General features: G+C 64.7%; 15 protein-coding genes and 1 pseudogene. 13 read left to right on the top strand and 3 right to left on the bottom strand.

Annotation, left to right across the window (positions count from 1 at the left end):
* From bchL to ACE3Q6_RS16955, 11 genes and pseudogenes are all read left to right on the top strand, one after another.
* A partial coding sequence (bchL, locus tag ACE3Q6_RS17005; protein ID WP_374434991.1) for a ferredoxin:protochlorophyllide reductase (ATP-dependent) iron-sulfur ATP-binding protein occupies positions 1–859 on the top strand: 859 nt, incomplete at its 5' end.
* Positions 859–1,527, top strand: coding sequence for a magnesium protoporphyrin IX methyltransferase (gene bchM, locus ACE3Q6_RS17000; RefSeq protein ID WP_374434989.1), 669 nt, complete (start codon positions 859–861; stop codon positions 1,525–1,527). The genes bchL and bchM, both read left to right, overlap by 1 nt.
* Positions 1,524–2,957: a PucC family protein gene (locus tag ACE3Q6_RS16995; RefSeq protein WP_374434986.1), complete on the top strand. Its 1,434-nt coding sequence runs from the start codon at positions 1,524–1,526 to the stop codon at positions 2,955–2,957. The genes bchM and ACE3Q6_RS16995 overlap by 4 nt, the downstream gene beginning before the upstream one ends.
* A 17-nt stretch (positions 2,958–2,974) precedes the next feature.
* On the top strand, positions 2,975–3,742 hold the full coding sequence (gene puhA, locus ACE3Q6_RS16990) for a photosynthetic reaction center subunit H (RefSeq protein ID WP_374434984.1): 768 nt from the start codon (positions 2,975–2,977) through the stop codon (positions 3,740–3,742).
* A 62-nt stretch (positions 3,743–3,804) separates the two neighbouring features.
* Complete coding sequence (gene puhB, locus ACE3Q6_RS16985; RefSeq protein WP_374434983.1) at positions 3,805–4,437, top strand: photosynthetic complex putative assembly protein PuhB; 633 nt, start codon at positions 3,805–3,807, stop codon at positions 4,435–4,437.
* 5 nt (positions 4,438–4,442) lie between these two features.
* A complete protein-coding gene (puhC, locus tag ACE3Q6_RS16980) occupies positions 4,443–4,907 on the top strand; it encodes a photosynthetic complex assembly protein PuhC (RefSeq protein WP_374434980.1) in 465 nt (154 codons plus the stop codon).
* A gap of 12 nt (positions 4,908–4,919) precedes the next feature.
* The gene (locus ACE3Q6_RS16975) at positions 4,920–5,216 is read left to right on the top strand and encodes a hypothetical protein (protein ID WP_374434977.1); all 297 of its coding nucleotides are present in this window, start codon (positions 4,920–4,922) and stop codon (positions 5,214–5,216) included.
* A complete protein-coding gene (acsF, locus tag ACE3Q6_RS16970; protein ID WP_374434974.1) occupies positions 5,213–6,307 on the top strand; it encodes a magnesium-protoporphyrin IX monomethyl ester (oxidative) cyclase in 1,095 nt (364 codons plus the stop codon). The genes ACE3Q6_RS16975 and acsF overlap by 4 nt, the downstream gene beginning before the upstream one ends.
* A 97-nt stretch (positions 6,308–6,404) precedes the next feature.
* A pseudogene (puhE, locus tag ACE3Q6_RS16965) lies at positions 6,405–7,174 on the top strand (putative photosynthetic complex assembly protein PuhE).
* A 12-nt stretch (positions 7,175–7,186) separates the two neighbouring features.
* Positions 7,187–8,401, top strand: a complete 1,215-nt coding sequence (gene hemA, locus ACE3Q6_RS16960; protein ID WP_374434972.1) for a 5-aminolevulinate synthase — start codon at positions 7,187–7,189, stop codon at positions 8,399–8,401.
* An 88-nt stretch (positions 8,402–8,489) separates the two neighbouring features.
* On the top strand, positions 8,490–8,969 hold the full coding sequence (locus ACE3Q6_RS16955) for a cytochrome c family protein (RefSeq protein WP_374434968.1): 480 nt from the start codon (positions 8,490–8,492) through the stop codon (positions 8,967–8,969).
* 54 nt (positions 8,970–9,023) lie between these two features.
* Here ACE3Q6_RS16955 and ACE3Q6_RS16950 read toward each other — a convergent pair whose 3' ends face one another.
* Positions 9,024–9,452 (bottom strand): VOC family protein, encoded by a 429-nt coding sequence (locus tag ACE3Q6_RS16950; protein ID WP_374434999.1) that lies wholly within the window; start codon positions 9,450–9,452, stop codon positions 9,024–9,026.
* Between the two features lie 86 nt (positions 9,453–9,538).
* On the opposite strand from ACE3Q6_RS16950, the gene thyX reads away from it, so the two are divergent.
* Positions 9,539–10,444, top strand: a complete 906-nt coding sequence (thyX, locus tag ACE3Q6_RS16945) for an FAD-dependent thymidylate synthase (RefSeq protein ID WP_374434966.1) — start codon at positions 9,539–9,541, stop codon at positions 10,442–10,444.
* Positions 10,445–10,447: 3 nt separating this feature from the next.
* Positions 10,448–11,737 carry a hypothetical protein gene (locus ACE3Q6_RS16940; RefSeq protein WP_374434964.1) on the top strand — a complete coding sequence of 430 codons (1,290 nt, stop codon included), beginning with the start codon at positions 10,448–10,450 and terminating at the stop codon, positions 11,735–11,737.
* A gap of 343 nt (positions 11,738–12,080) precedes the next feature.
* Here the strand turns inward: ACE3Q6_RS16940 and ACE3Q6_RS16935 are convergent, their stop codons facing one another.
* Positions 12,081–12,503 (bottom strand): transposase, encoded by a 423-nt coding sequence (locus ACE3Q6_RS16935; protein ID WP_374434961.1) that lies wholly within the window; start codon positions 12,501–12,503, stop codon positions 12,081–12,083.
* A gap of 188 nt (positions 12,504–12,691) precedes the next feature.
* A partial coding sequence (locus ACE3Q6_RS16930) for a peptidoglycan-binding domain-containing protein (RefSeq protein ID WP_374434959.1) occupies positions 12,692–13,128 on the bottom strand: 437 nt, incomplete at its 5' end.

Genomic DNA, 13,128 nt, shown 5'->3' with positions numbered 1-13,128 from the left:
CGACGGCTCGGTGCAAGTCCACCTCGACCCCGCGCTCAAGATCGAGGGCGCCAAAGTGTTCTCCGTCTACGGCAAGGGCGGGATCGGCAAGTCCACCACCTCGTCGAACCTCTCCGCTGCCTTCTCGGTCATGGGCAAGCGCGTCCTCCAGATCGGCTGCGACCCGAAGCACGACTCGACCTTCACCCTCACCGGCCGCCTGCAACCCACCGTCATCGACATCCTGAAGGAAGTCGACTTCCACGCCGAGGAACTCCGCCCCGAGGACTACATCGCCGACGGCTGGAACGGCGTGAAATGCGTCGAGGCGGGCGGCCCCCCCGCCGGCACCGGCTGCGGCGGCTATGTCGTGGGCCAGACCGTCAAGCTTCTGAAACAGCACCACCTGCTTGAGGACACCGACGTCGTGATCTTCGACGTCCTCGGCGACGTCGTCTGCGGCGGCTTCGCGGCCCCCCTCCAGCACGCCGACCGAGCCGTCATCGTCACCGCGAACGACTTCGACTCGATCTACGCGATGAACCGCATCATCGCCGCCGTCCAGGCCAAGTCCGGCAACTACAAGGTCCGCCTGGCGGGCTGCGTTGCCAACCGGTCCCGCGAGACCAATGAGGTCGACCGCTACTGCGAACGCGTGGGCTTCAACCGCCTTGCCCACATGCCCGACATCGACGCCATCCGCCGCTCGCGCCTGAAGAAGAAGACCCTCTTCGAAATGGACGACGAACAGGACATCGTCACCGCCCGCGCCGAATACCTGCGGCTGGCCGACACGCTCTGGCGCTCCGTCGGCGGCGAAGGCTCCTCGCCCGAACCGCTCCCCGACCGCGAAATCTTCGAACTCCTGGGATTTGACTGATGCCCGCCTACGGCGAAACCCGCGACCGGGTCGAAACCTACTTCGACCGCACCGCGACCCAGACGTGGGAGCGGCTGACCAGCCATGAGAAGGTGAGCCGCATCCGCGAAACCGTCCGCAAGGGCCGCGACCAGATGCGCGCCCTGATGCTCTCGCGCCTGCCCCAAGACCTGCGCGGCGCGCGGGTCCTTGACGCGGGCTGCGGGACCGGAGCCATGGCCAGCGAACTCGCCCTGCGCGGCGCACACGTCACCGCCGTCGACATCTCGCCCCAGCTCATCGACATCGCCAAGCGCCGCCTGCACCCCGCGCTGACGGATCAAGTCGACTTCCTCGCCGGGGACATGTCCGACCCGGCCCTGGGCCGCTTCGACTTCGCCCTCGCGATGGACAGCCTGATCTACTACCGCGACGCCGACATCGGCCGCGTCATCGGCAACCTCTCCGCCCGCACCGCCCAATCCATCGTCTTCACCGTCGCCCCGCGCACCACGCTCCTCATGGTGATGTGGCACGCAGGCAAGCTTTTCCCCCGCTCCGACCGCTCGCCCACGATGGTCCCCCACGACGCGGCCCGCCTTGCCCGCCACTGCCCCGGCCAGCTGACCAAGATCGGCCGCATCACCTCGGGCTTCTACATCTCGGAATGCCTGGAGCATCGCACATGATCCTCCGCAAGAAACATATCGCCCAACTTGGCGCCCGCTGGATGCCCTTCGCCGACGCGGCCTCGGAAGACCTCCCCATCGGCCAGCTCTGGCGGCTTGCCCTCTTCCAGGTCTCGGTCGGCATGGCGCAGGTCCTGCTCCTCGGCACTCTGAACCGCGTGATGATCGTGGAACTGTCGGTCCCCGCGATGGTCGTCGCGCTGATGATCTCGATCCCGGTCCTCGTCGCGCCCTTCCGCGCGCTTCTCGGGCACCGCTCCGACACTTACCGCTCCGCATTGGGCTGGAAGCGCATCCCCTATCTCTGGTTCGGCTCGCTCTGGCAGATGGGCGGCCTTGCCGTCATGCCCTTCGCGCTCATCGTCCTGTCGGGAGACCAGTTCAAGGGCCCGGAATGGGCGGGCGAAGTCCTTGCGGCCCTCGCTTTCCTGATGGCCGGTCTGGGGATGCACATGGTCCAGACCGCGGGCCTGGCACTCGCCGCCGACCGGGCCAATGACGACACCCGCCCCCGCGTCGTCGCCATGCTCTACATCCTCTACCTCTGCGGCATGGGCCTTTCCGCCCTTCTCGTCGGCTTCCTTCTGCGCAACTACGAACCGCTCTGGCTGGTGCAGGTCGTGCAAGGCTGCGGCGCGGCGACGCTGATCCTGAACATCATCGCCTTCTGGAAGCAGGAGCGCGTCCGCCCGATGTCCAAGGCCGAACGCGAGGCTCCCCGCCCGGCATTCGGCGCAGCCTGGAAAGAGCTCATGCAGCAGGACGGCGCGCGCCGCCTGCTGGCCGTGGTCTTCCTCGGGACCCTCGCCTTCAACATGCAGGACGTGCTGCTCGAGCCTTACGGTGGCCAGGTCCTCGGCCTTTCCGTCTCGGCCACCACGGTCCTGACCGCGCTCTGGGCGCTTGGCGCGCTGGCGGGCTTCCTCTGGGCCACCCGTCGGCTGTCGCAGGGAACCGATCCCTTCCGGCAGGCCGCGACCGGCCTTCTGACCGGCGTGGCCGCCTTCTCGGCGGTGATCTTCGCAAGCCCCCTGGACAGCTGGCCCGTCTTCTACGCCGGAGCCTTCGCCATCGGCCTTGGCAACGGCATCTTCGGCCTTTCGACCCTGAACGCCGCGATGGCGCGCGCGCAAGGCGGTCTCGGCGCCGGCCTCATCCTCGGCGCCTGGGGCTCGGCCCAGGCCACCGCGGCGGGCCTTGCCATCCTTGCCGGCGGCATCCTGCGCGACGGCGTCAACACCCTCGTCTCTTCCGGTCTCCTCGGCCCACTCCACGATATCAGCCTCGGCTACACCGTGGTCTACCACGTCGAGATCGCCCTTCTCTTCCTGACCCTCGCCGCTCTGGGCCCGCTTGTCCGCATCGGCAAAACCCCATCCACACCGGACCAAGGCCAGTCGCGTCTGCGGCTGACCGAATTCCCAACCTGACAACGGAGGACCCCTGAATGGTTGGTGTCACTTTCTTTGGAAACTTCGACCTGGCAAGCCTGTCGATCTGGCTCTTCTGGGGCTTCTTCGCGCTTCTCATCTACTACCTGCAGACTGAGAACATGCGCGAAGGCTACCCCTTGGAAAACGAGGACGGGACCAAGGCCCCGAACCAGGGACCCTTCCCTGTTCCCAAGCCCAAGACCTTCATCCTGCCGCTCGGCAAGGGCAGCGTGACCGTCCCCTCGTCCGAGAACGAGGCCGCCCACCGGCGCACCGACCTTGCGCTCGCGCGCACCGCCGTGTCCGAGGGCTTCCCCCACGCGCCCACCGGCAACCCGATGCTGGACGGCGTCGGCCCCGCCTCCTGGGTGCCGCGCCGGGATGAACCCGAGGTGGACGCCCACGGCCACGCCAAGCTCCAGCCGCTGTCCCGGGTCCCCGGCATGGCGGTCAGCGCTGGCCGCGACCCGCGCGGGCTTCCGGTCCAGGCCGGCGACCTCGAGGTCGTCGGACGGATCAAGGAGCTCTGGGTCGACGTGCCTGAACAGCTCGTCCGCTATCTGGAGATCGACCTGAACTCCGGCGGGACCCGGCTCGTGCCGATGACGATGGCGAAGATCTGGGCCGACCGGGTGCGGATCAACGCCATCACCTCCGACCTCTTCGAGGCGATCCCCGCGACGAAAAGCCAGACCAGCGTGACCAAGCTCGAGGAAGAGAAGATCTCGGCCTACGTCGCTTCGGGCTGGATGTATGCCAAGGGCCGCAAGCGCGGCTTCTGACAACAAGGGAAGCGGCGTGCGCCCGCGCCGCTTCGTCTTACCCCTGCGATGGAGGGTCTGCCATGTCAGACCGTGATTTCGACTTCGAGCCGCAACCCGGCTTGCCCAAGGCGCTCCCCGAGGGCGAGACCCTGCTTTGGCAGGGCAGCCCCGACAGTGCCGCCCTCGCCCGCGAGGCCTTCAAGGCCAACTGGGTCCTGGGCTATCTTCTGGTCATCGCCGTCTGGCGCGCCAGCATGGCCTTCCAGGACGGCGGCTTCGGCCAGTCCGTGGCCGTGTTCCTGCCCTACCTCGCCCTGGCGCTTGCCGGCTATGCCGTGGTCCGGCTTCTCGCCCGGGCCTCTGCGAAAGCCGCGATCTACTCGATCACCACCCACCGCGTGATCCTGCGCATCGGGGCCGCGCTCCAGGTCACCTGGACCGTCCCCTTCACCAAGATCGTCAACGCCTCGCTGTCGACCCGGCCCATCACCGGCACCGGCACCATCGCGATGGAACTCGTCCCCGGCCAGCACATCTCGTTCCTCGCGCTCTGGCCGCATCTCCGTCCCGGCTTCGGCCACGGCGTCCAGCCCGCCTTCCGCTGCATCCCCGATGCCGCGCAAGTGGCCCGGATCCTGTCGGACGCCGCCCAGACCCGCGTGAACGAACCCGTCGTCACCTTCACGGCCCCCGCGGCCGTCGCGGCGGAGTGACCACCATGTCCTACATGAAAACCCTGGCCGACCGCCCTTCGACCGAACGCGAGATGATCCCGCGGACGCTCCTCTGGGCCATGTTCGCGCTTGCCCTCTCGGCGCTTGCCATCACCTCCTTCGCGGTCCTCACCGGCCGCCCCCCCGTGGGCCACCCCGCCCCGGGCAAGGTCGTGGCCGAACGCGAGATCATCCTCGAAGGCCGCTCTGCCCAGGCCGTCACCGTCTATGACGCCCAAGGCACGCTCATCGCCGACATGGACCACGGCGGCTTCATCACCGTGATCCAGAACGCCATCCAGCGCGCCCGCACCGTGGCCCGCGTGGAAGGAAACCCGCCCGTCAGGATCGTCAAGTACGACAACGGCCGCCTCGTGGCCGAAGACCCCGCCTCGGGGGCGTCGATCGAACTCTACGCCTTCGGGAACGACAACAAAGCCGCCGTAGAGCGGCTCCTCGACCAACCATAAGGGAACGAAATCATGGGTATCTTCACCAAAGCGAAGGAAACCGTGCCCTGCACGGTCGAAGTCAGCCACCGCTTCGAAAGCCTCCACGCCCACGTCCGCTTCGACAACGGCGCCGTGGTCCATCCGGGCGACGAAGTCCTTGTCCACGGTGCGCCAATCCTGGCGGCCTATGGCGAGGTCATCGTCGAACGCCGCACCGCCACCATCACCCGCGCCACGCCCATCGAACGCTGGTGGACCCGCGCCACGGGCGATTTCGGCTTCATGGAACTCTGCGAATTCTCCTTCTCCGAGGAGCTAATGGCATGAAAGACACCACCACAACCCACGGGGAGCTGCACTCCGAACTGGCCGAAAGCTTCGACACCACGGCGATGGCCACGGAGACCACGCTCCTCAACCCGCGCTTCTACACCACCGACTTCGACGAGATGGACAAGATCGACGTGACCCCCGTCCGCAAGGAATGGGACGCGCTTCTGGCCCAGATGAAGTCCGACCCGAACAAGGGCCATTTCAAGAAAACCGAAGCCTGGGACGACGTCGACTGGGACGGCATGGACCCCGCGCTGCGCGCCGAGTTCATCGACTTCCTGGTCTCCTCCTGCACCGCCGAATTCTCGGGCTGCGTGCTCTACAAGGAAATGAAGCGCCGTGGCACCAACGCCGACATCTGCGAGCTCTTCAACTACATGGCCCGCGATGAGGCCCGCCACGCCGGCTTCATCAACGACGCGCTCCGCGAGGCGGGCGTTGCCGTGAACCTGGGCTTCCTGACCAAGGCCAAGAAGTACACCTACTTCCGGCCGAAGTTCATCTACTACGCCACCTACCTGTCCGAGAAGATCGGCTACGCCCGCTACATCACCATCTTCCGGCACTTGGAGGCACACCCCGAACACCGCTTCCACCCGATCTTCAAGTGGTTCCGCGAATGGTGCAATGACGAGTTCAGCCACGGCGAAGCCTTCGCGCTTCTCATGCGCACCGACCCGAAACTGACCCAAAGCTGGAACAACAAGCTCTGGATCAAGTTCTTCCTCGTCGCCGTCTACTCGACCATGTGGGTCCGCGACCACGCGCGGAAGGACTTCCACAACGCCCTCGGCGTCGACATCGACTGGTACGACCAGGAGGTGTTCCGCAAGACCTCGACCATCGCGAAACAGGTCTTCCCGATGGAGATCGACATCGACCACCCGGCCTGGATTCCGGCGCTGAACCGGATGAACGCCGCGATGATCGACATGGAGAAGGGCAAGAAGAAGGGCGGGCTTTCGGGCCGCCTTCAGCACGCCACCGCCTCTGCCCGCGCGATGCTGGCCTTCGCGCGGATGTACCTGATCCCGGTCAAACGCAGCACCCCGCCCGTCTCGGTGCGGCTGGAGCCGTCCTATTGACCGTTGACCACCATACCCCCGCCTCGGCGGTGGGTGCGATGCCGGATGGGCGCGTCCGGGCATCGCGTGCGGCACCCCTGTCTCGGGGGTGCCGCACATGACCAATCCCTGGATCATCGCCCTGTCTGCCATCTTCCTCTGGTGGGCTTCGACGGGGCTGATCCTCTGGCGCGTGCGAAAGGCCGACCTGGGCGGACCGGATGACCACCTCTGGTCCGTCCTCCTTGGTTTGCCGCTTCTGATCGGAGGGGCCATCGGTGCGCATATCTCGGTCAGCCACCTGACCGTCGGCTCCGTCTACGCGGGCTTCCTCTCCGCCCTGGCCTTCTGGGGCTGGATCGAGCTCGCGTTCCTCTCCGGGATCGTCACCGGCCCGCACCGCGAACCCTGCCCGCCCGGTGCCAAACTGCCCGAGCGGATCTGGCGCGCCGTGGGGTCCATCCTCTGGCACGAATTCGCCCTGATCGCGGGCCTTCTGGCGCTCACCCACCTCACGCTCAACGCCCCGAACCCCTTCTCGCCCGCGTCTCGGCCAAGCTGAACCTCTTCCTCGGCGCGCCCCGCATCAACGTCGAATTCCTGCCCCGCCCGCTCGCCCACATCGCCAGCCACTTCCGCAAGGCGCGCGCCACGGCCCTTCTCCCCCTTTCGATCGCCGTCCTCGCGCTCGCCACCGGCTGGTGGGCCGCCCAGGCAGCCAATGCCACCGAGGACGCCAGCTTCATCGGCTACCTCCTCCTCTCCGTCCTCACCGCCCTTGCCCTGATCGAGCACCTCTTCATGGTCGTGCCGATCCCCGACCAGAAACTCTGGCGCTGGATGCTTCCCGAAGCCCCTGCCGCCCAACCAACGAAACACGATACCTGACAGGAAGCAGACATGGACTTCGCCACCTATTTCCAGGACCGCCTCACCACCCTCAAAGCCGAGGGCAACTACCGCGTCTTCGCCGACCTGGAAAAACGCTGCGGCAGCTTCCCCAAGGCCGAACGCCACCGGCCCGATGGGACGAAGGAAGAGGTCACCATCTGGTGCTCGAACGACTACCTCGGCATGGGCCAGCACCCCGACGTGGTGCAGGCGATGGTGGATGCCGTGCAGACCTGCGGCACCGGCGCCGGCGGCACCCGCAACATCTCGGGCACCAACCACCACCACGTGATGCTGGAACGCGAACTGGCCGACCTCCACGGCAAGGAAGGCGCGCTTCTGTTCACTTCGGGCTACGTCTCGAACTGGGCCGCGCTGTCGACCCTCGGCGCACAGATCCCGAACGCCGTGATCCTGTCGGACGAAAAGAACCATGCCTCGATGATCGAAGGCGTACGCCACTCCCGCGCCGACAAGGTGATCTGGAAGCACAACGACTGGCGCGACCTTGACCGCAAGCTCCACGCCGTCGGCGACCGCCCGAAGATCGTGGCCTTTGAATCCGTCTACTCGATGGACGGCGACATCGCCCCGATCCGCGAAATCGTCGAGGTCTGCGAAGCCCACGGCGCCCTCTCCTACATCGACGAAGTCCACGCCGTCGGCATGTACGGCCCCCGCGGCGGTGGCGTGTCCGAAGAACGCGGCCTCGCCCACCGCATCGACGTGATCGAGGGCACGCTTGGCAAAGCCTTCGGCGTCGTCGGCGGCTACATCACCGCCCGGGCCGAGCTCATCGACTTTGTCCGCAGCTTCGCCTCCGGCTTCATCTTCACCACCGCGCTGCCCCCCGCCTGCGCCGCCGCCGCCGCCCGGTCGATCCAGCACCTCAAGGCCTCGGCCGAGGAACGCACCCGCCAGAAGGCCAACGTCGCCCATGTCCGCGCCCAGCTCGACGCCCACGGCATCCCGCACATGGCGAACGAAAGCCACATCATCCCGGTGATGATCGGCGACCCGGTGAAGTGCCGGATGATCTCGGACATGCTGATGGCCGACTGGGGCATCTACGTCCAGCCGATCAACTACCCCACCGTCCCGAAGGGCACCGAACGGCTCCGCATCACCCCCGGCCCGCTCCATTCGGCCGAAGACATCGCCCATCTCATCACCGCGCTCTCCGCGCTCTGGAGCCGTTGCGCCATCGCCCATGCCGTCGCCTGAACCATTTCGCGCCGATGTGTTCGCGACCCCCTTGCCTTTTCACACGGGCGGTTCATCTCGTATGGCCGCCAACATCGGGAGGACACCCATGAAGCTGAAACTGACTGCCGCCGTTCTTGCCCTTCTCGCCGGCCCCGCGCTGGCGCAGGACGCCCCCACGGGCGACGCCGCCGCCGGCGAAAAGGTCTTCGCCAAGTGCCAGACCTGCCACGTCGTCGCCAACGAGGCGGGCGAGGTCCTCGCCGGCAAGGGCTCCAAGACCGGCCCGAACCTCTACGGCCTCCCGGGCCGCGTCGCCGGCACCTACCCCGAATTCAAATACGGCGAGTCGCTGATCAAGCTCGGCGAAATGGGCTTCGCCTGGAACGAGGAAGACTTCGTCAAGTACGTGGCCGACCCGACCAAGTTCCTGCAAGAGAAGGAAGAGGACGGCAAGGCGCGCAGCAAGATGATGTTCAAGCTGCCGAAAGAGGAAGACGCCCGCAACGTCTACGCCTTCATCGCCTCGCTCTCGCCCGCCGCCGGTGCGGCCCCGGCCGAAGGCGAAGCCGAACCCGCCTCGAACTGATCCGGCCACCAGCCCGGACAGGAAGGCCCGCCCCCACAGGGGCGGGCCTTTCTCTTACCAGTGCCCGGTCGAGGCCATGCTGGCCCAGGGCTCTGCCGGCGCCTTCGCCGCGCCCTTCTGCAAGAGCTCGATCGACACGTTGTCCGGACTCCGGACGAAAGCCATCCGCCCGTCCCGCGGCGGCCGGTTGATCAGCACCCCGTGCTTCTGCAGATGCGCGCAGGTCGCATAGATGTCGTCCACCTCATAGGCCAGGTGCCCGAAGTGCCGGCTGTCCGACGGCAGCCCAGTGTCGCCATCCCAGTTGTAGGTCAGCTCCACCGGGCACTCCTCCTGCCCCGGAGGCGCCATGAACACCAGCGTGAACCGCCCCTGCTCGCTCTCATGCCGCCGCGTCTCCTTCAGGCCCAGAAGCCGGTAGAAGGCCATCGACTTCTCCAGGTCCTTCACGCGCACCATCGTGTGCAGATACTTGATGCCCATCTCATCCTCCATCCATTCATCTAGCGGTATCACACCGATCAACCGCAAGCTATAGTCACACCCGACTCGTCCCAACGGAGCCCACCATGCCCCTCACCCCCGACCAGCTTGCCGAGATCGAGGCCGCACGGTCCACCCCGCGCCCCACCCTCCGCGCCGTCTCCGAGGGGATGGAGGCGCATCTCTACCGCGCCCACACCGTCCTTGACCACGGCTTCATCCGCGTCATCGACTACATGGGCGACGACAGCGCCATCGTCCAGGCCGCCCGTGTCTCATATGGGGCGGGCACCAAGCACGTCCAGAACGACGAGGGGCTGATCCGCTACCTCATGCGTCACTGGCACTCCACCCCCTTCGAGATGTGCGAGATCAAGCTCCACGTCAAACTCCCCGTCTTCGTCGCCCGCCAGTGGATCCGCCACCGCACAGCCAACGTCAACGAATACTCCGCCCGCTACTCGATCCTGGACCGTGAGTTCTACATCCCCGAACCCGCCCAACTCGCCGCCCAGTCCACCGTCAACAACCAGGGCCGGGGCGAGGTCCTGTCCGGCCCCGAGGCCGCCCGCGTGCTCGAAACCCTGAAACGCGACGCCGCCACCGCCTACGACCACTACGAGGAGATGCTGAGCCAGGACGGCCAGCAGGGCCTCGCCCGCGAGCTTGCGCGGATGAACCTGCCGATGAACATCTACACGCAATGGTACTGGAAGACGGACCTGCACAACCTCTTCCACTTCCTGCGGCTTAGGGCCGACGCCCACGCCCAATACGAAATCCGCGTCTACGCCGAGGCCATCGCGGCCACCGTCCGCGACTGGGTCCCCTTGGCGTTTGCCGCCTTCGAGGACTACCGGATGGGCGGAGTGACGCTGTCGTCGAAGGCCATCGCGGTCCTGAAGCGTCGGCTGGCCGGGGAGACGGTCACGCAAGAGGCCTCGGGGATGAGCAAGGGCGAGTGGCGGGAGTTTGTGGAGGTTTGGGGGTGAGGGATGATTGACATAGATTTTAAAAGTCACAGAATTTGGTCAACCCTCAGTGAGGTTGATTCAGCTTTAGCCGCGTTTTCTCCCGATGCGAAAGCAGATGCTAGGTTTGAAGATATTAGACGTAAGGTCGATTACCTTCGATGGACGCTTGAGTCTTCGGATCCGCTTTTGCTTTCAGATCCTGAACTACAACAGATCCGAAATGAGCTTCAGAACCTCAACAACCATCTAGCTAGCGACGCCTCAAATTATCAGAATCTAGTCGCAGTCTCGAATATCTTTTCAGGCATATTCGCGAGGCTTCCGTATCCACGAGTGCAGCGGATCTTTAAGTCTGATGCAAACAACATAATAAATGACCTTCGCGACAGGAAGTCTGAATTTGAGCATGAGACGCAGCTCGCCCTTGATGAACTTAGGTCTGCGGTTCGGACCCTCAAAGAAGACGCAACAGCCATTCAAGCTCAGATTGGATCCTCCAACGAAGCAATAACAAAGCTCGATGCTCAAATTGCAACTAAGCTGCAGAATTGGGACAGTCAATTTTCAGCAGACCTATCCGTAAAGCTAGCAGAAGTAGCCAAAAGCTACGCTGATTTTGAAACGGAGCGAGTTTCTGAGTTGAGGGCTCTCTTGGACGAACTGCGAATAGAGCTCGATACTTCGAAGAAGAAATTGCGAGACCTATCTACTGAGTACAATAATACTGGCAGATCGCTCACAGATCACTATATATCCGAAATAGCAAAAGGGAAGGATCAGGGGCAAAAACTGTTAACTGAAATTGCTGGCATTTACGATGCCGCAGCACAAACGGCACTGGCAGGAGGATTTGTCGAGGCATCAATTAGGGAGAAGACCCTCTACTCAGACAATGCCTGGTACGCAAAACTCTTCTTTATTTGTGGCGCACTTTCTCTTGCTGTCCTTTGGCTTTATCATGTCATTTACGAAACAAGTGGTTTTAGTGATATCCTAATGCGTTTGCCAATTTCGATTGCGTTGTTCGTCCCTGCCATCTATTTTTCATCTTTGGCAGGAAAGCACCGAAAGACAAGCGTAGCTCTGCAGTCATTGGGCCTACGAATTAAAGCATTTGATGCATACCTGCTAACTGCAGATACGGAACAGAAGAAACTCTTGAGGGCAGAGATGGCAAATGTCTTCTTCGACGACGCAAGACTTTTGCCCACACAGTCTTCGGTTTCGGAGTCTACAATTGAAAAGATAACCGATCGCCTCGGGAGCATACTCGAAAAGCTCTTGGACAAGATCGGTGTCAAGGGCGAGTAGCAGCCGTAGGTCGGGGCGTGCCCGACTCTCCCCAATGGCGGGCAATACCCCGCCCTACCACACCGCCCCGCCCGCATCGCGGTGCCATGACGAAAACGGCCACTCCCGCGGATGCCCGGGACCGCCCGTAGGGTGCGCATTCATGGCGCACCGTTCATGGCGCACCGTTCATGGCGCACCGTTCCCCCGCGCAACGCCCACCAACCGCACCAATTTGAACCCCGCCCTGTCCACCAACGTCGGCGCGCCAATCCCGGTGTACCCAATGTGGTGCGCCCTTTACGGTGCGCCATGAATGCGCACCCTACGTGGCCACCGTGTCGGTGCGCCATGAATGCGCACCCTACCAGTCGCGGTGGAAACTCGAATACGGCCAATCTTCCTGCCGCTCGACCAATCCGTGTTTCACGGGATTGTACCAACAATAATGGACGTGGTTCGCCCAATCGGCATCGTCGCGGATGTGATGCTCCCAAAACCGGCGTTGCCATAACCCGTGCTCCCGACGCTCGGCATGGCTGCGGCGGCGCGGCGTGTGGGGCATGGCAGGGGAAAACCGCGCCTTGATCACGCTCCACCGCACCGAATACTCCGCATCCCCCTCCGGCAAGGTCCAGACGCAATGCATGTGGTCCGGCAACACCACCCACGCGTCGATCCGGAAAGGCCGCTCGGCCTTCGTCACCCGCACGGCCTCGCGCAAGGCATCGATGTGCTCGACCAACGTCCGCGCGCCGCGGTCGGCCAAATTCACGGTGAAGAACACCGACGCTCCTGGAACCCTGGGACGGATATACGCGGACATGGTCCAACCATGCCCGAACGGGGTTAACGGCCGGTTACCCCGACCATTAACCACCGCCTTAACAAACCCCTAACGCCCACGACCAACCCCTTGGACCGGAACGACAATCCCAAAATGTCCACCGTGGACAGAGGCCCTTGCGGCCCCCGTCAGCCGCCCGTATCCCGCCGGATCTGCCGCACCTGGTCGGCCGTCAGGTAGCCCGTCGCCGCCTGCCCCTCGTCCCGCTGCCACTCCGCGATGGCCCGCCGCGTGCCCGGCCCGAAGTTCCCGTCCGTCCGCAGCGTGTTGTAGCCGAGCCGGGTCAGCCGCCGCTGCAAGTCCACCCGCTCGGTCCGGGTCAGCTCCAGCAGGCTCTCCTCCAGCGCCGCCTCGTCGTCCGTCCCCGGCGAGGGCGCCGCCGACCCCGCCTGATCGCGGATCAGCCGGACCTGCGACGCGGTCAGATAGCCCGTCTGGCTCTGCCGGTTCGCCCGCTGCCACGACTTGATCGCCGCCCGGGTCTTGGCCCCCCAAAGCCCGTCCGCGACGCCCGCATCGAAGCCCAGGTCCGACAGCTGCCGCTGGATCTCCACCCGCTGGGTCC

The organism is Tabrizicola sp., from assembly GCF_041913445.1.
Lineage (GTDB): Bacteria > Pseudomonadota > Alphaproteobacteria > Rhodobacterales > Rhodobacteraceae > Tabrizicola.
This window is presented reverse-complemented; position numbering and strand designations above follow the sequence as displayed.